At 72.1% G+C, this 23,528-nt stretch carries 19 protein-coding genes and 1 pseudogene; 11 read left to right on the forward strand and 9 right to left on the reverse strand.

Annotated features, from left to right (window positions below):
• The 4 genes and pseudogenes from WDV06_RS22595 to WDV06_RS22610 form a co-directional block, all read left to right on the forward strand.
• Positions 1-150 (forward strand): annotated as a pseudogene (locus tag WDV06_RS22595) (2-oxoacid:ferredoxin oxidoreductase subunit beta); the annotation flags it as partial.
• A 151-nt stretch (positions 151-301) separates the two neighbouring features.
• Entirely contained in the window at positions 302-1,156 is an 855-nt protein-coding gene (locus WDV06_RS22600; protein WP_395511590.1) for an SDR family oxidoreductase, read from the forward strand.
• A 149-nt stretch (positions 1,157-1,305) separates the two neighbouring features.
• Positions 1,306-2,286, forward strand: coding sequence for an EamA family transporter RarD (rarD, locus tag WDV06_RS22605; RefSeq protein WP_395511591.1), 981 nt, complete (start codon positions 1,306-1,308; stop codon positions 2,284-2,286).
• 245 nt (positions 2,287-2,531) lie between these two features.
• Entirely contained in the window at positions 2,532-3,878 is a 1,347-nt protein-coding gene (locus tag WDV06_RS22610) for a M28 family metallopeptidase (RefSeq protein WP_395511592.1), read from the forward strand.
• On the opposite strand, the gene WDV06_RS22615 is transcribed toward WDV06_RS22610, so the two are convergent.
• The 7 genes from WDV06_RS22615 to WDV06_RS22645 form a co-directional block, all read right to left on the reverse strand.
• The gene (locus WDV06_RS22615; protein WP_395511593.1) at positions 3,868-4,257 is read right to left on the reverse strand and encodes a hypothetical protein; all 390 of its coding nucleotides are present in this window, start codon (positions 4,255-4,257) and stop codon (positions 3,868-3,870) included. The genes WDV06_RS22610 and WDV06_RS22615 overlap by 11 nt on opposite strands.
• Positions 4,254-4,457, reverse strand: coding sequence for a ribbon-helix-helix domain-containing protein (locus WDV06_RS22620; protein WP_237293031.1), 204 nt, complete (start codon positions 4,455-4,457; stop codon positions 4,254-4,256). Before WDV06_RS22620 ends, WDV06_RS22615 begins: the two co-directional genes overlap by 4 nt.
• 375 nt (positions 4,458-4,832) lie before the next feature.
• Positions 4,833-5,804: a glycoside hydrolase family 6 protein gene (locus WDV06_RS22625; protein ID WP_395511594.1), complete on the reverse strand. Its 972-nt coding sequence runs from the start codon at positions 5,802-5,804 to the stop codon at positions 4,833-4,835.
• Positions 5,805-5,912: 108 nt separating this feature from the next.
• A complete protein-coding gene (locus tag WDV06_RS22630; protein ID WP_395511623.1) occupies positions 5,913-7,070 on the reverse strand; it encodes a family 43 glycosylhydrolase in 1,158 nt (385 codons plus the stop codon).
• A complete protein-coding gene (locus WDV06_RS22635) occupies positions 7,027-7,383 on the reverse strand; it encodes a family 43 glycosylhydrolase (protein ID WP_395511595.1) in 357 nt (118 codons plus the stop codon). Before WDV06_RS22635 ends, WDV06_RS22630 begins: the two co-directional genes overlap by 44 nt.
• Positions 7,380-9,599 carry a beta-glucosidase gene (locus WDV06_RS22640; RefSeq protein ID WP_395511596.1) on the reverse strand — a complete coding sequence of 740 codons (2,220 nt, stop codon included), beginning with the start codon at positions 9,597-9,599 and terminating at the stop codon, positions 7,380-7,382. The genes WDV06_RS22635 and WDV06_RS22640 overlap by 4 nt, the downstream gene beginning before the upstream one ends.
• A 9-nt stretch (positions 9,600-9,608) precedes the next feature.
• The gene (locus tag WDV06_RS22645; RefSeq protein ID WP_395511597.1) at positions 9,609-10,622 is read right to left on the reverse strand and encodes a LacI family DNA-binding transcriptional regulator; all 1,014 of its coding nucleotides are present in this window, start codon (positions 10,620-10,622) and stop codon (positions 9,609-9,611) included.
• 230 nt (positions 10,623-10,852) lie between these two features.
• On the opposite strand from WDV06_RS22645, the gene WDV06_RS22650 reads away from it, so the two are divergent.
• From WDV06_RS22650 to WDV06_RS22665, 4 genes are all read left to right on the forward strand, one after another.
• Entirely contained in the window at positions 10,853-12,145 is a 1,293-nt protein-coding gene (locus WDV06_RS22650) for an extracellular solute-binding protein (protein ID WP_395511598.1), read from the forward strand.
• On the forward strand, positions 12,138-13,130 hold the full coding sequence (locus tag WDV06_RS22655; RefSeq protein WP_395511599.1) for a carbohydrate ABC transporter permease: 993 nt from the start codon (positions 12,138-12,140) through the stop codon (positions 13,128-13,130). Before WDV06_RS22650 ends, WDV06_RS22655 begins: the two co-directional genes overlap by 8 nt.
• The gene (locus tag WDV06_RS22660) at positions 13,127-13,957 is read left to right on the forward strand and encodes a carbohydrate ABC transporter permease (RefSeq protein WP_395511600.1); all 831 of its coding nucleotides are present in this window, start codon (positions 13,127-13,129) and stop codon (positions 13,955-13,957) included. Before WDV06_RS22655 ends, WDV06_RS22660 begins: the two co-directional genes overlap by 4 nt.
• 175 nt (positions 13,958-14,132) lie before the next feature.
• A complete protein-coding gene (locus WDV06_RS22665; RefSeq protein ID WP_395511601.1) occupies positions 14,133-15,614 on the forward strand; it encodes a non-reducing end alpha-L-arabinofuranosidase family hydrolase in 1,482 nt (493 codons plus the stop codon).
• 83 nt (positions 15,615-15,697) lie between these two features.
• On the opposite strand, the gene WDV06_RS22670 is transcribed toward WDV06_RS22665, so the two are convergent.
• Positions 15,698-16,060 carry a DUF1304 domain-containing protein gene (locus WDV06_RS22670; protein WP_395511602.1) on the reverse strand — a complete coding sequence of 121 codons (363 nt, stop codon included), beginning with the start codon at positions 16,058-16,060 and terminating at the stop codon, positions 15,698-15,700.
• Positions 16,061-16,461: 401 nt separating this feature from the next.
• Here WDV06_RS22670 and WDV06_RS22675 point away from each other — a divergent pair, with 401 nt between their 5' ends.
• Positions 16,462-18,027 carry an alpha-L-arabinofuranosidase B gene (locus tag WDV06_RS22675; RefSeq protein WP_395511603.1) on the forward strand — a complete coding sequence of 522 codons (1,566 nt, stop codon included), beginning with the start codon at positions 16,462-16,464 and terminating at the stop codon, positions 18,025-18,027.
• A gap of 132 nt (positions 18,028-18,159) precedes the next feature.
• A complete protein-coding gene (locus tag WDV06_RS22680; RefSeq protein ID WP_395511604.1) occupies positions 18,160-20,649 on the forward strand; it encodes an MDR family MFS transporter in 2,490 nt (829 codons plus the stop codon).
• Positions 20,650-20,682: 33 nt separating this feature from the next.
• Here the strand turns inward: WDV06_RS22680 and WDV06_RS22685 are convergent, their stop codons facing one another.
• On the reverse strand, positions 20,683-21,243 hold the full coding sequence (locus WDV06_RS22685; protein ID WP_395511605.1) for a hypothetical protein: 561 nt from the start codon (positions 21,241-21,243) through the stop codon (positions 20,683-20,685).
• 274 nt (positions 21,244-21,517) lie between these two features.
• Here WDV06_RS22685 and WDV06_RS22690 point away from each other — a divergent pair, with 274 nt between their 5' ends.
• Positions 21,518-23,455 carry an APC family permease gene (locus WDV06_RS22690; protein ID WP_395511606.1) on the forward strand — a complete coding sequence of 646 codons (1,938 nt, stop codon included), beginning with the start codon at positions 21,518-21,520 and terminating at the stop codon, positions 23,453-23,455.
• The last annotated feature ends 73 nt before the right edge of the window (positions 23,456-23,528 follow it).

Consider the following 23,528-nt stretch of genomic DNA (forward strand, 5'->3'; position numbering starts at 1 on the left):
CACACCCCCATCGGCGTCTTCCGCGACATCCGGCGCCCCGTCTACGACACCCTCATGGCCGACCAGCTGGACACCGCGGTCGACCAGCGCGGCAAGGGGGACCTGGCGACGCTGCTGACCGGCAGCGACACCTGGACCGTGGTCGGCTGAGCCGACGCGGCCCCACGCGGCACATGAGCCCGGATCCCGTCCCACGGGACCCGGGCTCCGTCGTATCCGACCCCACCACGCGGAGCACTTTCTAAAAGTTAGCGCTTTCTGTACGATAGTGGAGCACCCGCACCCACCACAGGAGCGCATCATGAGCATCGTCGTCACCGGAGCCACCGGATCCCTCGGCCGTCTCGTCGTCGAGGAGCTGCTGGCCCGGGTTCCCGCCGCCGAGCTGGCCGTCGCCGTCCGCAGCGAGGAGAAGGCCGCCGACCTGGCCGCCCGCGGCATCGAGGTGCGGATCGCCGACTACGACGACCCCGCGAGCCTGGCCGGCGCCTTCCGGGCCGGCGACCGGGTCCTGCTGATCTCCGGCAGCGAGGTCGGGCGCCGCGTCCCGCAGCACATCGCCGTGATCAAGGCCGCGGAAGCGGCCGGGGTGGCCCAGCTCGCCTACACCGGGATCCTCGGCGGCCCCGAGGCGGACTTCGAGCTGGCCGCCGAGCACAAGGCCACGGAGCAGGCCATCCTCGACTCCGGCCTCCCGTACACCTTCCTGCGCAACGGCTGGTACCACGAGAACTACACCGCCCAGCTTCCCGTCGTCCTGGAGCACGGCGCGGTCGTCGGCAGCGCGGGCGAGGGCCGGATCGCCTCGGCCGCACGGGCCGACTACGCGGCGGCCGCCGCGGCGGTGCTGACCGGCGAGGGCCACCTGAACCGGGTCTACGAGCTGTCCGGGGACACCGCCTGGAGCCTGGCCGAGTACGCCGCCGAGGTGGCGCGGCAGTCCGGGCGCGAGGTGGCGTACGCGGCGGTGGCCGGCGACGCCCACCTGGCCGTACTCACCGGCGCCGGGGTGCCCGAGGGGTTCGCGGCGATCCTCGTCGACGTGGACGCGGCGATCTCGCGCGGCCGGCTGGCGGGGACCAGCGGCGACCTGGCGCGGCTGATCGGGCGGCCGACGACCCCGGTGGCCGAAGCGATCACCGCTGCCCTCGCCTGAGGCCCGGCGCACCCGGCACACCCGGCGCGAGCCCACGGCGCGACTCCACAGTGTCATGAGTATCTCCATCGAACGGGCATGACAGCAGCCTCGTCCGGCGATACCGTCGTGAAGTTGTGAGATTGGCCGGAAGTCGTACTGGAGGTCCCGTGAAGGCGGAGAACGAGCAGCGCACGGGTTTGCTCTATGGATTCGGCGCGTACGGGATGTGGGGGCTGGTCCCCCTGTTCTGGCCCCTGCTCATGCCGTCCGGGGCGATCGAGATCCTGGCCCACCGCATGGTCTGGTCCTTGGCGGTGGTCGCGGTCGCACTCCTCGCGCTGCGCCGCTGGCGCTGGATCGCCGAGCTGGTCCGCCAGCCCCGCAAGCTCGGGCTGACCGCGCTGGCCGCGTCCGTGATCAGCGTGAACTGGGGCCTGTACATCTGGTCGGTCAACAACGGGCACGTCGTCGAGGCCAGTCTCGGCTACTTCATCAACCCGCTGGTCACCATCGCGCTCGGCGTGCTGGTCCTCGGCGAACGGCTGCGCCGGGCCCAGTGGGCGGCCGTCGGGGTGGGCTTCGCCGCGGTCGTCGTGCTGGCCGTCGGCTACGGGCGGCCGCCGTGGATCTCGCTGGCGCTGGCCTGCTCCTTCGCCACCTACGGGCTGATCAAGAAGAAGCTGGACATGGGCGGTCTGGAGTCGCTGACCGCCGAGACGGCCCTGCTGTTCCTGCCCGCTCTCGGCTACCTGGTGTGGCTGGGGGTGGAGGGACGCTCCACCTTCACCTCACAGGGGCTCGGGCACTCCGCACTGCTGGCCTCGACGGGGCTGGTGACCGCGATCCCGCTGATCTGCTTCGGGGCCGCGGCCATCCGGGTGCCGCTGTCCACGCTGGGGCTGCTCCAGTACCTGGCACCGGTGTTCCAGTTCGCGCTCGGCGTCCTCTACTTCCACGAGGCGATGCCGCCCGCGCGCTGGGCCGGCTTCGGGCTGGTCTGGGTCGCCCTGGTCGTACTGACCTGGGACGCCCTGCGGACCTCCCGCCGCGCCCGGGCCCGGCTGGCCGGGGCGGCGACCGGAGCGCAGGGCGCGTCCGCCGCCCCGGGTCCCGCTTCCGCGCCGGCGCCGAGCCGCGAGCCCGCGTAGCCGCGCCTCCGGCTCCCCAGGGCGGCCCTGCCCCCCCTTTACGCCCCGCGATCCCCGGTACGGACCCCCGTGCCGGGGATCGTCCGCATTCCGAACGACTCTGACCGGATTGCGCTCTTGACGGTCAGTCATACTCTCGCTGAACATCAGGCTCGCACTGACGCACCAACGCTCACCTGCACGATTCCCGCACGTTCCGTCCCATCCCCGACGGATCATCCCCCACGGAATCCCGGAGCCCCCACATGAGCCTGTCCGTCTCCCGGCACGTGACCGCCGTGACCGCGCTCGCGGTCGCCGGGCTGTTCGCGGCCACCGCCCCCGCCGCGCTCGCCGCGCCTTCCGGGGCGCACGCGGCCGCCGCCCCCGCCGCCGTCACCGCCGCGCCGACGCCGCCCGACATCCCGCTGGCCAACGTCAAGGCCCACCTGTCCCAGTTCCAGTCGATCGCCACCGCCAACGGCGGCAACCGCGCCCACGGCAGGGCCGGCTACAAGGCCTCGATCGACTACGTGAAGGGCAAGCTGGACGCGGCCGGCTTCACCACCACCCTCCAGACCTTCACCTCCAGCGGCGCCACCGGCTACAACCTGATCGCCGACTGGCCGGGCGGAGACCCCGGCTCGGTCCTGATGGCCGGCTCCCACCTGGACTCGGTGACCGCGGGCCCCGGCATCAACGACAACGGCTCCGGCTCGGCGGCCGTACTGGAGACGGCGCTGGCCGTTTCGCGCGCGCAGCTCCAGCCCACCAAGCACCTTCGCTTCGGCTGGTGGGGTGCCGAGGAACTGGGCATGGTCGGCTCGAAGTACTACGTCAACAGCCTGCCGGCGACGGAGAAGTCGAAGATCTCCGGCTACCTGAACTTCGACATGATCGGCTCGCCGAACCCGGGCTACTTCGTCTACGACGACGACCCGACCATCGAGCAGACCTTCAAGACCTACTTCGCGGGCCTGAACATACCCACGGAGATCGAGACCGAGGGCGACGGCCGTTCCGACCACGCGCCCTTCAAGAACGCGGGCATACCGGTCGGCGGCCTCTTCTCCGGCGCCGACTACACCAAGACCTCGGCGCAGGCCCAGAAGTGGGGCGGCACGGTCGGCCAGCCCTTCGACGCCTGCTACCACTCCTCCTGCGACACCACGGCGAACATCAACGACACCGCCCTGGACCGCAATTCCGACGCCATCGCCTACGCGATCTGGAACCTCGGGGCCGGCACCCCGGTCCCGCCCGGGCCGTCCTTCGAGAACACCGCGGACGTGAACGTCCCCGACTCCCCCGGCGCCGCGGTGGTCTCGCCGATCACGGTCTCCGGTGTGAGCGGCAACGCCCCGGCCACCACCAAGGTCGACGTGAACATCGTCCACACCTACCGCGGTGACCTGGTGATCGACCTGATCGCCCCGGACGGCACGGCGTACCGGCTGAAGAACTCCTCCAGCTCGGACTCCGCCGCCAACGTGGTCGCGAGCTACACGGTGAACGCGTCCAGCGAGGTGGCCAACGGGGTCTGGAAGCTGCAGGTCAAGGACGTGGCGGCGCAGGACACCGGCTACATCAACAGCTGGAAGATCACCTTCTGACCGGTTCCTGGATGAGGACGCGGAGCTGGTGCGCGACCGCGGAGACGTCCGCCCGGCCCAGCTTCGCGTCCTCGACCAGGTCCCCGAGCTCCTCGGGCGACGGCAGCTGCTTCGCCCCGGCCACCCGCAGGTACGAGCGGGTGGCCGCGGCCGCGTAGAACTCGTTCATCGGGGACTCCAGCGCCGGGCAGACGGCGAGGGTGTGCAGGAACGCGGCGGCCCGCCAGGCCGTGTCGGGGGCGGGCTGCTCGGGGACCAGCACCAGGTCGTTCTGGTGCCGGGCGACGGCGGCGGCCACCCCGGAGGGGTCCCACACGGCGGGGTCCGACGGCAGATGGTGGGCCAGCGCGGTCCAGGCCCACTCCATGGTGATCTTCAATGGCCGAACCGCTCCTGGAAATAGCCCCAGTGATCCGCGAACTCCTCTATCCCGGACAGGAAGTTCTTCCGGTCCTCGTCGAGTTCGCGTTCCGTGACCTCGGTGATCAGCGCGGTGACCGTCGTCCCCAACGCCGCCGCGCGCGCCTTGAGGCGGTCGTGGAACTCTTCGTCCAGGCGGATGGTGACGTGTCTCGACATGTCCATCACGGTACAGCGGGCGCGCTGTACGCAGGAGGGGAACGGCACAAGGGTGGCCCGGGGCCCCCCCCCCCGGCCCCCCCCCGCCCGCCCCCCCCCCGCCGCCGAGGGTGCCCTCGGCGGCCCGTGAGGCCGGCGGAGCCACCAGCACGGCGGCCGAACCGAGGACGGCGACGGCAAGGGCCGCGCGCAGGCCCCGCCTCTTGCGGCGGACGGGGGGCGGGGGAACGGCGTTCGATCCCATGAAAGAACCTCCAGGGCAGAGAGCACGGAAGGAAGAGCACGGAAGGAAGAGCACGGAAGGAAGAGAGCGGAAGGAAGAGCACGGAAAGAGCGCGGAAGGAGCGGAGCGCCGCGGAGCTGCCGCGTGCGGGCTCAGTAGCCGTAGATCATCTTGTAGGCGGCCTCCGGCAGGAACTGCCCTGCCGAGGAGCCCGTCCCGACGCCGCAGTTGCCGTCGGACTCTCCGGGCATCTTGATCCACAGCAGCATCTCGGCACCGCCGCCCAGCCGGCTGGGCGTACCGGTCCGGCGGCCGGCGGGATTGCACCACTGGCCGTTGGAGCCGTTGCCGTTGCGGCTGGTGTCGATGACGAACGGCTTGGTGTAGCCGTAGGAACGCAGGGCCGAGTTGACGGCGTTGCCGTAGGAGCTGTTCTGGTCGGTGGTGAAGTAGTTGGAGACGTTCAGCGCGAAGCCGTGCGCCCCGCTGATCCCGGCGGCGGCCAGCTGCTGCGCCATGGCCGAGGCGCCGACCCAGCCGGCGTTCCCGGCGTCGAGGTAGACCCAGGTGTGCGGCGCCTTGGCGTTGAACTGGGCGATCGCGTACTTCAGCATGGCGTTGCGCTCGGCGATCTGGCCGGCCGTCATACAGCTCTCGTGCCCCAGGGCGTCGGGTTCGAGGACGACGACGGCCGGGCGGCTGCCGATGCCGCCGGCGAAGGCGGCGATCCAGCTTTCGTAGGCGGCCCGGCTTCCGGCGCCGCCGCCGGATTGACCGGCGCAGATGTCCCGGTCGGGGATGTTGTAGGCGACCAGGACCGGCAGCTTGTCCTGGGAATCCGCGCGGCCGGTGTACGCGCCGGTGGCCGTGCCGATGTCGCCGCTCCAGTTCCCGAACCAGCGGGCGGCGGGGGTGTGGGCGAGGGAAGTCCGGATCGCCGCGGCCCGGCCGTCGCCTGGGTTCGCGGCGGCCCACCGCAGGGCGGAGTTGTCGGGGTCGGTGTAGAAGCCGCTGGTCATGGTGGTCGGGTCGGCGGCGTACGCCGGTCCGGCGGGCAGCAGGGCGAGACCGCCGGCGAGGAGGCCGGCCAGCAGTGCGGACGCGGCTCGGACGGGCTTGCGCATGGGTGGTCCTCCGGTGGGTGAGAAGGGCGGGGGAGGCGCCCGCGGTTGCGGGAGGCGCCCTCCCCCGGGGAGTGGGCCGTCGAGCGGAACCGTGAGGGGCCGGGGGCGTCACGGACGCGGTTGCCCGGACGGTTCCTCGCGGCTCGGGTACGTGATGTCGAACGACGTGAAGTGCGCGTGGTGGGTGGAGGCGCGGCCGTTGGAGGTGGCGTAGAGGCCGAGCTGGACGCCGGTGAACAGCGGGGTGAGGAAGGTGGCTTCGACGGCGGGCAGGTCCTGCCAGGCGCCGCCGGGTACCGCGTGGGCGAAGGTGTGGTGGAAGCCGCGGATGCGGACCCCCAGGAGGACGGGGCCCCGGGGGACGGCCACCCGGGCCAGGACCTCGTGCCCGCGGCGGAGGCCGAGTCCTTCCGCGGTGCGCAGGAGGAGGAGATGGGTGTCGTCGTCGAGGACCACGGCGAGGCCCGCCTCTTCGCCCGGCGCGGCGGGGGTGGAGCGCAGTTCGGTGGAGACGTCGCAGTCGGGCTGTTCCTGGGGGCGGGCCAGGAGGGACGGGGTGGTGCGCTCGCCGAGCCGCTCGGGCCGGAGCCGGAGGCGGAGCCCGTCGCCGGTGGTCCAGAACCGTGCCCGTGGGGTGCGCAGGGTGTTCCAGCCGGGGGAGAGGGTGGTGAAACCGTCGTGGAGGGGGCGGCGCGGGTCCGTGTGGTGGACGGGGGAGAAGACCGGCCAGCCGTCGTCCCAGGTGATCCGGCTGAGGAAGGTCTCGCGTCCGAGCGCGGAGCCCGGGCGGACGCCCAGCAGGACGGCCCGCCAGTCGCCGTCCGGGGTGCGGACGAGGTCGGCGTGCCCGGTGCAGGTGACGGGACCCTCGGCGGCCGGCAGCACCGGGTTGCCGGGGGCGCCCTCGTAGGGGCCGGTCACCCGGTCGGCTCGGGCGGCCACCACGCTGTGGTCCACATCGGTGCCGCCCTCGGCCGTGAGCAGGAGGTAGGTGCCGTCGACCCGGTAGAGGTGCGGGGCTTCCGACCAGCGGGCCCCCGGGCGGCTCCCCGACCACAGGACGTACTCGGGTCCCGTGAGCCGTCGTTCGCGGGGAAGGTAGGCGCGCATCCAGATCTCGGTACGGCCCGCGGCCTCGTCCACCACCCGGGCCGCGGTGAACCAGGCCCGGCCGGTGCCCCCGTCCGCTCCGTCGTCGAAGAACAGCGACGGGTCGAAGCCCTCACCCTCCAGCCACTGCGGCCGCGACCACGGCCCCCCCCGGATCGGTGGCCGTGACGACGAAGTGCCCGGGGCCGTCCATCAGCGTGCAGACGAGATGGAAGACCCCGTCGTGGTGGCGGATCGTCGGCGCGAACAGCCCCCGGGAGGGAGCGCATCCGGCGAGGTCGAGCTGCGAGGCCCGGTCGAGCGCGGATCCGATGCGCCGCCAGTGCACGAGATCGCGGCTGTGGAAGACGGGGAGGCCCGGGAACCATTCGAAGCTGGACGTCACCAGGTAGTAGTCCGCTCCCACCCGGCAGACGGACGGGTCGGGCCGGAAGCCGGGCAGTACGGGGTCACCGGAGAACCCGGTCATGGAACCGGGACGGTCTCGACCGGCACGGACAGCACCCGGTCGGCCCCCGGATGGCGTACCGGGCCGCGCAGGGTGAAGGAGCCCCGGAGCGGGAGGTCGCCGCTGGACCGCCCCACGGCCACGCCGATCTCCCCGGGCTCCACTCTCCTGCGCAGGTCGAGCCCGGTGAAGCAGGTCCGGTCGGCATGGACGCGGAAGGCGACCCGGGCGGCCGCGCCCGGAGGCAGCTCGACCCTGGCGAATCCGGCGAGCCACCTCTGCGGCCGGACGACGGACGCCACGGGGTCGGAGAGGTACAGCTGGACCACCTCCGTCCCGGCCACCTCGCCGACGTTGCGCACGGTGGCCGAAACGGTGACGGCCCCGTCCGTCGCGGCGACGGGATCCACCGCGAGCTCCGAGAAGGCGAAGCGGGTCCAGCTCAGCCCGTGTCCGAAGGGGAACTGCGGGGTCGGGTCCACCGAACTCCAGTCGGTGCGCCCGCCGAGCCCGGCGTGCAGATAGGTACCGGGCTGGCCGCCGGACCGGCGCGGCAGGGACACGGGCAGCCGCCCGGACGGTTCCGCCGCCCCGCTGATGACCCGGGCCAGGGCCGTCGCCCCCTCCTCCCCGGGGAAGAAGGCCTGGATGACGGCCGACGCGCGCTCGGCCAGGGCGCCCAGCGCGTAGGGCCGACCGGAGACGACGACCAGGACGGTCGGCACCCCGGAGTCCAGGACGGCGGAGGCCAGCGCGGCCTGGCCGCCGGGCAGGTCGAGGGTCTCGGCGTCGCAGCCCTCCCCGGAGGTGCCCCGGCCGAACAGCCCGGCCCGGTCCCCGAGCAGCAGGACGTTCACGTCCGGGTCGTCGGCGGTGACCGTGAACCCGGCGGCGCCGAGCGCCCCGCCGAGCGTGGGGATCTCCAGCCCGGGCTCGCCGGGCGGCGCGACGTGGTTGGGGAAGGAGTAGCAGCCGAGGAAGGCCCGCGGGTCGTCGGCGTGCGGTCCGTGGACCGCCACCCGGCAGGGCCGCAGCGGCAGGGTGCCGTCGTTGGTGAGCAGCACGGTGGACCGTTCGGCCAGGAGCCTGGCCAGGGCCCGGTTCTCCGGCGGGTCGAGGTCGACCGCCTCGGGCGCGGCGGGTTCCCAGCCGGGGTCGAGCAGGCCGAGTTCGGCCTTCTGCAGCAGAACCCGTTCCGCGGCCCGGTCGACGAGCTCCTCCGGTAAGCCTCCGGACCGCACGAGTTCCGTCAGCGGCCCGCCGTAGCAGCGGGCCGTGGGCAGTTCGACGTCGATTCCGGCGGTCAGCGCCAGCGCGCCGGCGGCTCCGCGCGATCCGGCGACGCCGTGCCGGGTCTCCAGGAAGGAGACGGCGTAGTAGTCGGCGACCACCACACCGCCGAAGCCGAGTTCACCCCTGAGCAGCCCGGTCAGCAGTCGTTCGTCGGCGGCCACCGGGACGCCGTCCACGTCCGTGTAGCTGTTCATCACCGACCGGGCGCCCCCCTCGCGCAGCGCCCGTACGAAAGGCTCGACCAGCACGTCGGTGAACTCGCGCGGTCCCACGGCGACGGGGGCCATGTTCCGGCCGGCCCGGGAGGCCGAGTAACCGGCGAAGTGCTTGAGCGTCGCCACGATCCCCGCGCCTTCCAGACCCTGCACGTAGGCGGTGCCGATCGCTCCGACGAGGCAGGGGTCCTCACCGATGCACTCCTCCGTCCTGCCCCACCGGTAGTCGCGGACCACGTCGAGGACCGGAGCCAGCCCCTGGTGGACACCGGTCCGCCGCATCCCCGCGCCGATCGCGGCGGCCATCCGGCGCACGAGCCCGGGGTCGAACGAGGCGCCCCAGGCGGGCGGTGCGGGAAAGACCGTCGCCCCCCACGTCATGAACCCGGTCAGGCACTCCTCGTGGGCGAGGGCCGGGATCCCGAACCGGCCGGACGCGGCCACCTGCCGCTGGAGCGAGGCGAGCCGCTCCATTCCGGCTTTCGCGGTGACCGGCGCGGTGCCGTACACCCGGGTGAGGTGGCCGAGCCCGTGGGCGGCGAGGTGGTCGAGGTCCGGTGCGGACTCGCCGGAATCGTCCTCCATGGGCGCGACCGGCGCCCCCGGAGCCGAGGGCTGCGCCCAGAAGGCGGTGAGCTGCCCGGCCTTCTCTTCCAGGGTCATCCGTTCCAGCAGATCGGCGACGCGCACGGACACGGGCAGGAGGGGGTCGCGCCAGGGCTCGGTCAAGGAGTTCTCCTAGAGACGGGGCGGGGCGGTGGAGAGGCGGACCTTGAGCTCGGTCGAGAGCTCCATCCTGGGGCTGACCAGGGGCTGGCCGTCCAGCAGCTGGAACAGTGTGCGAGCGGCGAGCCGGCCCATCTCCTCCAGCGGCTGGCGCACCGTCGTCAGCGGCGGGGACAGCCACTCGCACATCGGCAGGTCGTCGAAGCCGACCACGCTGAGGTACTGGGGGACGCGCAGCCCGCCTTGGCGGGCCGCCTCGTAGACGCCCATCGCCTGCTGGTCGCTGCCGGCGAAGACGGCGGTCGGCGGCTCGGGGAGCGCGAGCAGTTCGCGGGCGCACCGGAACCCGCCCTCGTGCTGGAAGTCGCCGAACCGGATCAGGTCGCGGCGGACCTCGACGCCGGCCCGCTCCAGCGCGGCGCGGTACCCGTCGATGCGGGCCTGGCTGCAGAGCATCTCCCTGCGCCCGCCGATCGCGGCGATCCGGCGGTGGCCCAGCTCCAGCAGGTGCTCTGTGGCGGCCAGGCCGCCCGCCCAGTTGGTGGCGCCGATGCTCGGCACCCCGTTGCCCGGCAGGTCGATCGGGTCGATGACGACCAGCGCCACCCCGGCCTGTTCGATCTGGGCGCGCTGGGCACGGGTGACCGAGGCGGTGACCAGGATGACGCCGTCGCTGTGGTGCAGGACCGGCAGCGCGGCCCAGCTCGACGGCGTGGCCTCGCCCGGCGGGACGAGCGACACGACGGTGCCGACGCTCCGCCGGGCGCACTCCGCCTCGACGCCCCGCAGGATCTCCACCGCCCACGCGCTGTCCAGACCGCCGATGATCAGGTCGACCAGGCCCGATCTGCGGGCCCTGCCCTGCCGGCCGGGGTGGAGGTAGCGGTGGGACCGCAGCAGGCTCTCGATCCGTTCGCGGGTCGAAGCCGCGACATCGGCGCGGCCGTTGAGCACCTTGGACACGGTGGCCTGGGAGACCCCCGCCTCAGCGGCGATGACGGCCAGGGTCGGACGCTGCTCGCTCAACTTCTCTCCTCCGCCCGACCGTCTCGGGCTGGCGACAGATATCGCAAACTTTCGAGGAGTTTCCGGCGGGTGCGACCCGATTGTCAAGCAGTAAGAAGGCTTGTGTGAACGGTAATTCGGCAAGAAGGCTTGACCGGAGGACCTTGCGTTCCTAGTTTGTGGCAGCGCGAATTCAAGAATGTTACGAAACATTTCGAACTCGAACCGGCTTTCCTCACCCCGGAGGTCCCATGGCCAGCTCACCCCCGAGTCGACGGAGTTTCCTCGCGCTCTCGGGCCTGACCGCCCTGTCCGTCTCCCTGACCGCGGCCTGCGGCGGCGGCGCCTCCGGCTCGGCGCCGGCGGCCGACGGGAAGGTGGCCCTCACGTGGTGGAACATCGCCACCACGGAACCGGGCAGGTCCCTGTTCCCGCAGCTGTCCTCGGCGTTCACGGCCGCCCACCCGAACATCGCTATCAAGACGACCTCGTTGGAGAACGAGGCGTTCAAGTCCAAGATGACGGCGGTCACTTCGTCGGGCAGGCTCCCCGACGTCTTCCAGACCTGGGGCGGCGGCGTGCTGCGGCAGCAGGTCGACGCGGGGCTGGTCGAGGACCTCACCGACGCGTTCGGCTGGTCGTCCGACCTCACCCCGGTCTCGCTCCAGCCCTACCGGTTCGAGGGGCGGACCTACGCGGTGCCCTACGACATCGGCATGGTCGGCTTCTGGTACAACAAGAAGCTCTTCGCCCGGGCCGGCATCACCGCTCCCCCGGCCACCTGGGCCGAGCTGCTCGAAGACGTCGGGAAGCTCAAGGCGGCCGGCGTCACTCCGATCGCCCTCGCGGGCAAGGAGAAATGGCCGGGCCACTTCTACTGGGCCTACCTCGCGATGCGGGTCGCCGGGCTCCCCGCCCTGGGGCAGGCCGCCGCCGCCAAGGACTTCACCGGCGAAGGCTTCGTCCGGGCGGGCAGCCACCTCAAGGAGCTCGTCGACCTCCAGCCGTTCCAGCCGGGCTTCCTCGGCGCCGGCTACGCCGCTCCCGGCGGCCAGGCCGCGACCATGGGCAACGGCAAGGCCGCCATGGAGCTGATGGGCCAGTGGGCGCCGTCGGTCCAGAAGGACGCGGGCACGGACCTCGGAGCGGACCTGGGCTTCTTTCCCTTTCCGACGGTCGACGGCGGCGCCGGCCGGGTCACCGAGGTGCTCGGCGGTGGCGGCGGTTTCGCGCTGCGCAAAGGAGCCCCGAAGGAGGCATTGGACTTCCTGAGGTTCTTCGTCCTGGAGAACCAGACCAGACTGGTGGCCTCGAACGGCTACCTGCCGGTGGTCAAAGGCGCGGAGAGCGGGCTCGCCGACACCAACCGCAGGGCGGTGGCCGACAGCCTCGTCGGGGCGACGGGCTTCCAGCTCTTCCTCGACCAGGCCTACCCGCCGGCGGTCGGCCAGGAGGTCAACGACAGCGTCGCCGACCTCATCGCGGGCAAGAAGACGCCCCAGCAGGTCACCACGTCGATCACCGAGGCGGCGAAGGGTGTCTGACTCCCTGTCCGCCCTCGCCGGGGAACGGCCGCGCACGGCCTTACCGGTGGGAGCGCCCGCCCCGGGACGCCGCCCGGGCCCGGGCGGGTGGGGAACCTGGGCGTCCACCGCCTGGTTCCTGGTCCCGGCCCTGGTCCTCTTCCTCGTCTTCGTCCTCGCCCCGATCGTCGTCGCCGTCTACACGGGTCTCTTCCGGTGGAACGGCACCGGGCCCATGGACGACTTCGCCGGCCTGGAGAACTACGCCAGGCTGCTGCACGACCGGGTCTTCCTCGGAGACCTGGAGCGCGGGCTGTACCTGATCGCCCTGTCGGTCACCCTCCAGCTGCCCTTCGCCCTGTTCACCGCCGTCCTCCTCAACCAGAGGCTGCGGGGACGGGCCGTCTACCGGATGCTGTTCTTCGCCCCGTACGTCCTGTCCGAGGTGGTCACCGCGGTCCTGTTCACGATGGTCTTCCTCCCCGGTGCCGGCATGGCCGACCACCTCGCCGGCGCCTTCGGCCTGGAGGGGCTGAGGGGGAAGTGGCTCGCCGACCCCTCGACGGTCGTACCGACCCTGTTCACGGTCATGACCTGGAAGTACTTCGGGTTCCACATGATGCTCTTCCTCGCCGGACTGCAGAGCATCCCGGGCGAGGTCCTGGAGGCCGCCGCCATCGACGGCGCCGGCCCCTGGCAGCGCTTCCGGCACGTGACGCTGCCGCTGCTCGGACCGACGATCCGGATCAGCACCTTCCTTTCGATCATAGGAGCCATCCAGCTCTTCGACCTCGTGTGGGTCATGACCGCGGGCGGACCCAACCACTCCTCCGAGACGATGGCGATCTCGATGTTCCAGTTCGGGTTCAAGCGCTACCAGGTCGGCTATGCCAGTGCGATCAGCGTGGTGCTGTTCGTGATCAGCCTGGTCTTCTCCCTCTTCTACCAGCGTTACGTGCTCCGCCGGGACCTGAGCGGGGCCGTCACCCCGGGAGGCGGCCGATGAAGGTCCGAAGGGCGGCGCGTGGCCTGTCCCTGCACGCCGTGGTCTGGCTGATCGGGGCGTTCGTCGCCGTGCCGCTCGTCTACGCGGTGATCTCCGGGTTCAAGAGCACCGGCGAGCTGACGACCAACCCGTTCGGGCCGCCCGAGCGGTGGAAGGCCGGCAACTACACCGGGATCCTCGGCGACGGCATGTTCTGGCGGCAGATCGCCAACAGCGCGGGCATCGCGGTCGCCACGACGTGCTGCACGGTGGCGGCGTCCGCGATGGCGGCGTTCGTGCTGGCCCGCTACGCCTTCCGGGGCAGGGAACTGTTCTACACGCTGTTCACGATCGGGCTGATGTTCCCGTTCGCGGTGGCCGTCCTGCCGCTGTTCCTGCTCCTGCGCACCTTCGGCCTGCTCGACAACCCGCTCGGCGTGGTCCTTCCCCAGGCGGCCTTCGGGCTCCCCACGACGATCGTCATCCTGCGGGGCTTCTTCCGGACCATCCCGGCGGAGGTCGAGGAAGCGGCCGTCATGGACGGCTGCGGCAAGTTCCGCTTCTTCTGGCGGATCCTGCTGCCGATGGCGCGCCCGGCGCTCGGCACGGTGTCCGTGCTGGCGGTCGTCGCGAGCTGGAACAACTTCTTCCTGCCGCTGCTCGTGCTCGACGGACCGACCTGGCAGACGGTCCCGGTCGGGGTCCAGCAGTTCCAGGGCCAGTACTCGACCGACTACGCGCTCGTCCTCGCCTACATCGTGCTCGCGATGGTCCCCGCCCTCGCCTTCTACGCCGTCGCCGAGCGGCAGTTGATCGGCGGTCTCACCGCGGGCGCCACCAAGGGCTGACCCCTCGCACGTGACCGCTCCCGAGGCGCCGCGGTGACGTGTAGGCGCGTGCCGGCCGCGCAAAATTGTTAGCGCTAACATGCCTGGCCTCGCCGGTAGCCCGAAGGCCGCAGACCCCTCGTCCCTTCTTGTCCCCCTCATCCCCTCTCACCTTCCACCCCGAAGGAGCTCACCCATGCGGTTGCGCCGTCCCTCCCCTCCGTCCCCGGCCCGCCCGGTACGACGCCTGCTCGCCCTCCTGGGGCCCCTGCTGCTCCTGGCCGCGGTCCTCGGCGCGCAGCCCGCCGGCGCGGCGACGGCCGTCGACCCCGACGCCTCGTACGCGCTGGTCAACCGCAACAGCGGCAAGGCCCTGGACGTCCACAACCTGGCGACGGGCGACGGGGCCCGCATCACCCAGTGGACCAGGAACGACCAGAGCCAGCAGCTGTGGCGGTTCGTCGACGCCGGTGGCGGCTACTACCGCATCACCTCCCGCCACTCCGGCAAGGTGCTGGACGTCCAGAACGGGTCCACCGCGAACGGCGCCCCGGTCGTCCAGTGGACCGACGTGAACGGGACCAACCAGCAGTGGCGGCTCGCCGACAGTCCCGACGGCTACGTGCGGCTCATCGCGCGCCACAGCGGCAAGGTCCTCGAAGTGCAGGGCGGATCCACCGCCGACAACGCGAACGTCGTCCAGTACGACGACTGGGGCGGCACCAACCAGCAGTGGCAGCTCGTCCGGGTCGGCGGCGGCGCCCCCGGCACGTGCGCCCTCCCGTCGACGTACCGCTGGACGTCAACCGGCCCCCTGGCGCAGCCCAAGCCGGGGTGGGCCTCGCTCAAGGACTTCACCGTCGCCCCCTACAACGGCCGGCAGCTCGTCTACGCGACCACGCACGACACGGGGTCGAAGTGGGGCTCGATGAACTTCGGCCTGTTCACCGACTGGCCGCAGATGGCCTCGGCCGCCCAGAACGGGATGTCCTCCTCCACCGTCGCGCCCACGCTCTTCCACTTCGCGCCGAAGAACATCTGGGTGCTCGCCTACCAGTGGGGCAGGACCGCCTTCTCCTACCGGACGTCGACCGACCCCTCCAACCCGAACGGCTGGTCGGCGGAGCAGGAGCTCTTCTCCGGGAGCATCGCCGGCACCGGAACGGGACCCATCGACCAGACGCTCATCGGCGACGGGACGAACATGTACCTGTTCTTCGCCGGTGACAACGGCAAGATCTACCGGGCCGGTATGCCGATCGGGAACTTCCCGGGCAGTTTCGGCACGGCCTCGACCGTGGTCATGAGCGACACGGCGGACAACCTGTTCGAAGCCCCGCAGGTCTACAAGCTCCAGGGCCAGGACCGCTACCTCATGATCGTCGAGGCGAGGGGCGCGCAGGGGCGCTACTTCCGCTCTTTCACGGCCACCGCGCTGAACGGCTCGTGGACCCCGCAGGCCGCCACCGAGGGCAACCCCTTCGCAGGCAGGGCCAACAGCGGCGCCGGCTGGACGAACGACATCAGTCACGGCGAACTGATCCGCACCGGCGCGGACCAGACGTTCACCGTCGATCCCTGCAACCTGCGGTTCCTCTACCAGGGCCGCGACCCCAAGGTGGGCGGCGACTACGGCCTGTGGCCCTACCGTCCGGGCCTGCTGACCCTCCAGCACTGACGACGACGCCCGGGCCGGGGGCCCCGGCCCGGGCGCATGAACCCGCCCGGTCGGGGGCCTGGGTGCCCGGGTGCCGGTCGTCGTCAGTGGGCCGCCAGCACCAGGGCCAGCGCGATCAGGGCCGGCACGGTCTGGACGAGGAGGATCTTCCGGCTGGCCGTCGCGGCACCGTAGGCGCCGGCCACGGCCACGCACGCCAGGAAGAACACCTTCGCCTGGAAACCCACCGGATCGGACGCGACGGCGCCCCACACCAGGCCCGCGGCGAGGAAGCCGTTGTACAGCCCCTGATTGGCCGCGAGCGTCTTCGTCTCGGCGGCGAACGCGGGGGTGGTCCCGAAGGCGGCCCGGGCCTTGGGGCCCGTCCACAGGAACATCTCCAGGACCAGGATGTAGACGTGCACGGCTGCGATGAGCAGGACCGCGACGGTGGCGGTGATCGACATGGGCCCAGGCTTGCACAGCACCGCCACCCCGTCCACGCCCGTGACCGGCCGGAGGAAGCTGCGGAGCGAAAGCGCCGGCTCGCCGCGGGCCGCGGGTGGGCCGACGAGGTCGCGAGGTGGTGTGAGCGCTCACAGCAGAGGGCCGACCGGCAAGAAGCGGTGCGCAACGAGGATCTGTTGCATGAGCCTTGACGGTGCATCGGGCCGCTGGCCATAGTGGGCCCACCCCGGGTCGTCCTTCTCTGCGCATGCCGTCGGCGCCCATTGTTAGCGCTAACAAATCAGGCAGGAGCAGCCACGCCTCTTTCCGTTCGGTGCAGGAAGAGCAGCCGAGCAGCCGGCACGGCCGCGCGCCGGGGACGTGCCGCCCCCGCCCACCCCCCCCCGTGAAGGAGAACCCCATGACCGGACCACGGATCCGAAAGGGCTGGCGCACGGTGCGCGCGGCCTGTTCCGCCGCAGTCCTCGCCGCCGGGCTGCTCATGGCCGCGACCAGCCCCTCCCAGGCCGTCGCCCAGGGCCCCTGCGACATCTACGCCGCGGGTTCCACCCCCTGCGTGGCCGCCCACAGCACCACCAGGGCCCTGTACGCGACGTACGGCGGCCCGCTCTACCAGGTGAGGCGTGCCTCGGACAACGGGCTCAAGGACATCGGCCCGCTGGGGGCCGGCGGGTACGCCGACGCGGCGGCGCAGGACGCGTTCTGCGCCGGCACCAGCTGCGTCATCACCGCCCTGTACGACCAGACCGGCAAGGGCAACCACCTCACCCAGGCCCCCCGGGGCCACTTCCCCGGCCCCGCCGCGGGCGGCAGCGACAACCTGGCCAACGCCGTCGAGGCGCCGGTCACGGTCGCCGGGCACAAGGCGTACGGCGTCTACGTCGCCCCCGGTACCGGCTACCGGAACAACCACACCTCGGGCATCGCGACCGGCGACCAGCCGGAGGGCATGTACGCGGTGCTGGACGGCACGCACTTCAACGGCGGCTGCTGCTTCGACTACGGCAACGCCGAGACCACCGGCAACGACGACGGCAACGGCACCATGGAAGCCATCTACTTCGGCGACAACAAGGGCTGGGGCTACGGCAGCGGCACCGGCCCCTGGGTCATGGCCGACCTGGAGAACGGGCTGTTCTCGGGCGTCAACCGCGGCTACAACGCCAACGATCCGAGCGTCGCCAACCGGTTCCAGACGGCCATCGTCAAGGGCGGCCCCAACCAGTGGGCCATCCGCGGCGGCAACGCCCAGGCGGGCGGCCTGTCGACCTACTACAGCGGTGTGCGCCCCAACGCACCCGGCTACAACCCGATGAAGAAGCAGGGCGCGATCATCCTCGGCATCGGCGGCGACAACAGCACCACGGGCGCCGGCACCTTCTACGAGGGCGTGATGACCTCGGGCTACCCCTCCGACGCCACCGAGAGCGCCGTCCAGGCCAACATCGCCGCAGCCGGCTACAGCAGCGCCCCGACCGGCACACCCGGTGCCCTCACACCGGGCTCGCGGATCTCCCTGCGGGCCACCACCGCCTGCTGCACGACCGGCTACCTCCGCCACGACGACACCGACGCCAAGGTCGTCCTCTCCACCGTCGACCCCTCCGGCCCCGCCGCTGCCAAGGCCGCGGCCACCTGGACCGTACGCGCCGGCCTGGCCGACACCTCCTGCCTCTCCTTCGAGTCCGCCGACGCACCCGGCCGGTTCCTGCGCCACCGCAACTTCCAGCTCTACCTGAACGACGACGACGGCGGAGGCACCTTCGCCCAGGACGCCACCTTCTGCCCCACCCCGGGCAACAGCGGCCAGGGATCCTCCTTCCGGTCGGTCAACTATCCGGCGAAGTACCTGCGCCACTACGCGTACACCGCCTACACAGCGAGCGACGGCGGCAGCAACAGCTGGGACAGCGCCGCCAGTTGGGCCGCCGACACCAGCTGGCTGGTCCAACAGCCCTTGAGCTGACGGCGCACGGCCGGGGCCGCGGGTCCCCCTTCCGGGCGGAAGCGGCCTCGGCCCGCCGTCCGGAGGGGGCGGCGGCTTCCGGTGTCCGGAGCCGGGGTCCGTTCCCGCCGGACAGTTGGCATACTTCGCCCCGTGGACCAGTTGATCGCAGCAGACCCGACCCGCATCGGCCCGTACCGTCTGATCGCCCGGCTGGGCGAGGGCGGCATGGGCCTGGTCTATCTGGGCCGTTCCGAGGGCGGCCGGACCGTCGCGGTGAAGGTCGTGCAGGCCGAGCACGCCGGACACCCCGAGTTCCGCAGGCGCTTCGCCCGCGAGGTGGCCGCCGCCCGGCGGGTGGGCGGGGACTGGACTGCAGCGGTGCTCGACGCCGACCCGGACGCCGCCGTGCCGTGGGTGGCGACGCAGTACATCCCGGGGCCCGACCTGCGCACCGTGGTCGCCGAGGACTTCGGGCCGCTGCCCGAGTACTCGGTGCACACCCTCGCCAACCGGCTCGCCGTCGCCCTGCGGGCCGTGCACGAGGCGGGCCTGATCCACCGCGACCTCAAGCCGTCCAACGTGCTCGTCACCGTCGACGGCCCCCGCGTCATCGACTTCGGCATCGCGCGGGCGATGGACAGCCTCACCGGGGACAGCCTGCACACCCGTACCGGCATGCTCATCGGTTCCCCCGGCTTCATGTCCCCGGAGCAGGTCCGCGGCCGTGAACTCACCCCCGCCAGCGACGTCTTCTGTCTCGGTGCCGTCCTCGTGTACGCCTCCACCGGCCGGCTTCTGTTCGGCGCCGCCGACTCCGGGCTGAACGCCCACCTCTTCCGGGTCGCCGAGGAGGAACCTGACCTCACCGGCGTGCCGCAGCCGCTGACCGGCCTCGTGCGGGCCTGCCTGGAGAAGGACCCCGCCGCCCGGCCGACCCCGCGCGAGATCGCCGAACGGACGGCGGTCGAACCGGCGGGGGAGTGGCTGCCGGGCGCGGTACTGGCCCAACTCGGCCGCCGCGCAGCCCGGTTGCTGGACTGGGCCCCCGAGACCACCCCCTCCGCGCAGCCGGACCCCCGTGTCCCCTCCGTGCCGCGCCAGTACCAGCCGGTGGCCGCGCCCCCGCCCCCGTACGCACCCACGCCCCCACCCCCGGCCACGCCCCGGGCCGCGGAGCGGTCCACCGCGCAGGGCTTCGGGCCGCCCCCTGCCGCCCTTCCCGACCCGGCGGCGCCGCACCCCAGGCGTTGGTGGGGCCTGGGCGTGATCGCCCTGACGCAGCTGCTGGTACTGCTCGACGTGATGGGCTTCAGCACCGCCCTGCCGACCATCCAGGCCGATCTCGGCTTCGCCGACGACGGGTTCGACGCGGTCACCGCCTACGCGGTCGCCTTCGCCGCGCTGCTGCTGCCCGGCGGCTACGTCTGCGACCGCGTGGGCGCCAAGCGGGCCCTGATCACCGGCCTGGCCGGCTTCGCGCTGGCCTCCGCGCTCTGCGGCGCGGCCGGCGACCCCGGCCTGCTGATCGCGGCGCGGGCCCTGCAGGGCGGGTTCGCCGCCATGCTGACACCGGCCGCGCTGTCCTCGGTGTCCACCGGTTTCAGCGACCCGAAGGAACGCGCACGGGCCTTCGGGGTCTACGGCGCGGTCGCGGCCGGCGGCGGCGCGCTCGGTCTGCTCGCCGGCGGCTGGCTCGCGGAGCTGGTGTCCTGGCGCATGTCGCAGTTCGCCACCGTCCCGCTCGCGGCGCTCGCGGTGACCGGCGCGGCCACCCTGCTGCCGGGCCTCCCGCGCGGCGCCGGGGCCCGCTTCGACCCCCTCGGCGTGCCGGCCGGTTCCGCCGGAGCCGCCGCCCTGGCCTACGGCATGGACGAGGGCGGGCGGCTCGGCTGGACCACCCCCCTGGCCCTGGGCCTCGTCGCGGCGGGCGTCCTCCTGCTCGCGGCCTTCCTGTGGCGGCTGGCCGCGACGGCCGGCGCCCCGTCGGCCGGGTACCCCGGCGGGCGCCGCGACCGCGTCGGCTGCGCCCTGGTGGTGGTCCTCACCGGCGCCGGGTTCCTGGCGCTGCTGCCGACGCTGAGCGTGCACATGCAGTACGTCTCCGGCTCCACGCCGGGGATGACCGGCGTGATGATCCTCCCGCTGGCCGTCGCGGCCGCCATCGCCGCCACGCAGGTCTCGGCGCGTCTCCAGGACCGCCTCGCGCCCGGCGTACTGATCGCGTCGGGGCTGGTCACCGCCGCCGCCGGGACGCTGCTCCTCGCCGGTGTCGACTCCGGCAGCGCGTACGGGCCCCGTATCCTGCCCGGCATGCTCCTCGCCGGGTTCGGCGGCGGTCTGGCCTACGGGCCGCTCTTCGCCACCGCCACCGCAGGCGTCGCCGAGCGGCGCTCCGGCGCGGTCTCGGCGGCCGTGGTGATGGCCCAGACGGTGGGCGAGTCGATCGGTGCGGCCCTGCTCGTGACCCTCATCGGGGCCCGTCTGGCCGATTCGTCGGAGGAGACCCAGTCCGAGCAGCTGCTGCACGGGTACAGCGACACACTCTGGTGGGCGGGAGGCGCCCTGCTGCTGGCGGCCCTGGCCGCCGGATCGCTGATCAGGGCCCGTGCCCCCAGGGCGTCCGGCACCGACGCCCGCTGACCGGGCCGACACGGTCGCGCCACCGGGAGCGGGTCACCGCATACCGGACACCTTGAACACCGTCCGGGCCGTCTCGCGGTCGATGCGCCGCGCCAGCTCCCGCAGGGCGGCCGCGCCCTCCCGCAGGGTGCCGCGCCGGATCGACGTACGGCTGTCCGTGTCCAGAAGGTGCCACACCGCCGGATTGCGGACCAGGACCGCCGGGTCGATCTCGACCCGGCCCCCCTGCGCGTCCCGGAGGATCAGCCGCTGGGACACCCCGTCGGACCAGCGGACCGAGACGAGCGAATCGGTACGGACCGTGTCCGTCCCCAGCATCCGTCGCGCGCTCAGCAGCCCCGGGCGGACGGAGACCCGGTGCGGCAGCATGATGGCGAAGACGAGGAAGGCCAGGCCGGTCCACAGGGCGCCGCGCGTCACGTCGAGCCTCCCGGAAGCGGCGTCCACGCAGAACAGGGCCGTGCACAGGAGGGACGCGACACCGACGGCCGAGCGCATCTCCGCGGCCCAGAGGAGGTCGTGTGCGCGAGGGCCGGACGACGCCGCGTCGGCGTCCCGGGAACCGGGCCCGGCATGAGTGAAACCTCGTCCCATGAGAACGACGTTAGGCCTGGTGGCGGCGTTGTGGTCGGACCCTGACGCACCTCTGACGCGATGCCTGCGCATCCTTGAGGGCGGTCACGGGACCTCCTCGCCGGGCACCCGGCGGGAGGACGTTGCCTAGGCCACCGGAAGGACGGGCGTTAAGAGCGCGTCAGGATTCCGTCAGACAAGGCTATAGACGTATTGGCTGCGTTCTCGCTGCGTACGCTGGCCCAGCCGTCGACTCCGATGGCTGAATCTCACCGTATGACAGGAGCCCCCCACGATGGCCATCCCTGCCCGCTCCACGCGACTGCGTGCGTGGATGCTGGAAGGCCTGACCGCCCAGAGCGGTTCGCCCGCCGTCAAGGAAGCCGCAGCGCAGCCGCACGGCCGGCCGTGGTGGCGGGTCATGTGCCTGACGGGTCTGGACTACTTCTCCACCCTCGGCTACCAGCCCGGCATCGCCTTCCTCGCGGCCGGCCTGCTCTCGCCGCTGGCGACCATCGTGCTGGTGCTGCTGACCCTGTTCGGCGCGCTGCCCGTCTACCGGCGGGTGGCCGAGGAGAGCCCGCACGGCGAGGGTTCCATCGCCATGCTGGAGAAGCTGCTCTCCTTCTGGAAGGGGAAGCTGTTCGTCCTGACCCTTCTGGGGTTCGCGGCGACGGACTTCCTGATCACCATCACCCTGTCGGCCGCCGACGCGACCGCGCACATGGTGGAGAACCCGCACCTCAACAGCACGCTGCACGGCCACGAGGTCCTGATCACCCTGATCCTGATCGCGCTGCTCGGGGGCGTCTTCCTCAAGGGGTTCAGCGAGGCCATCGGCGTCGCGGTGGTCCTGGTGGCCACCTACCTCGCCCTGAACGTCATCGTCGTGGCGGTCGGGCTGTGGAAGGTGTTCACGGAGCCGCAGGTCATCACCGACTGGACCAGCGCGCTGGTCGCCGAGCACGGCAACCCCCTCATGATGGTCGCCATCGCCCTCGTCGTGTTCCCCAAACTCGCGCTCGGCCTGTCCGGCTTCGAGACCGGCGTGGCGGTCATGCCCCACGTCGAGGGCGACCACGCCGACACCGAGGAGAAGCCCGCCGGACGGATCCGCGGCGCCAAGAAGCTGCTCACCACGGCCGCCGTGATCATGAGCGTCTTCCTGATCTGCTCCAGCCTCATCACGACGCTGCTGATCCCGGCCGCCCAGTTCGAGCCCGGCGGCGAAGCCAACGGCCGTGCCCTCGCCTACCTGGCCCACGAATACCTGGGCTCCGCCTTCGGCACCGTCTACGACACCTCCACCATCCTGATCCTGTGGTTCGCGGGCGCCTCCGCGATGGCCGGCCTGCTCAACCTCATGCCGCGCTACCTGCCCCGCTACGGCATGGCCCCGCACTGGGCCCGCGCCCTGCGCCCGATGGTCATCGTCTTCACGCTGATCGCCTTCCTGGTGACCTGGCTCTTCAACGCGGACGTCGACGCGCAGGGCGGCGCCTACGCCACCGGCGTCCTCGTCCTGATCACCTCGGCCGCCGTCGCGGTGACCATCGCCGCCCGCCGGGCCGGGGAGCGCGGCTGGACCATCGGCTTCGGCGTCATCTCGGCCGTCTTCATCTACACCACGGCCGTCAACGTGGTGGAGCGGCCGGACGGCGTGAAGATCGGCGCCTGCTTCATCGGCGGCATCATGGCGCTCTCCCTCCTCTCGCGCCTGGCCCGCGTCTTCGAGCTGCGCGTGACGCACATCGAGTTCGACGACATGGCCGAGCGGTTCATCCGCGACACCGCGAACCGCACGATCCGGTTCATCGCCAACGAGCCCGGCAACCGCGACGTCGAGGAGTACCGGCAGAAGAAGGCGCAGATCCGCGCGGACAACGACATCCCGGCCGAGGACGACGTCATGTTCGTCGAGGTCACGGTCCTGGACGCCTCCGAATTCGAGTCCGGCATGCGGGTACGCGGCGAGGTGCTGCACGGCCGCTACCGCGTCCTGACCCTGGAGAGCTCCAGCATCCCCAACGCGCTGGCCGCCCTCCTGCTCCACGTCCGCGACGAGACCGGCCAGCGGCCCCACATCTACTTCGAGTGGACCGAGGGCAACCCGATGGCCAACTTCTTCCGGTTCTTCCTCTTCGGCCAGGGCGAGGTCGCACCCGTCACCCGCGAGGTCATCCGCGAGGCCGAACCCGACCGGGCCCGCCGCCCCCACGTCCACGCCGGCTGACCCCGGATCCGGGCGGGGGCCGCCTCAGCGGAACAGGACGGCCCCCGGACGGGAGGGGTCCTTCCGGTCCCCG

The sequence above is a fragment of the Streptomyces racemochromogenes genome (assembly GCF_044129415.1).
GTDB classification, from domain to species: Bacteria; Actinomycetota; Actinomycetes; order Streptomycetales; family Streptomycetaceae; genus Streptomyces; species Streptomyces racemochromogenes_A.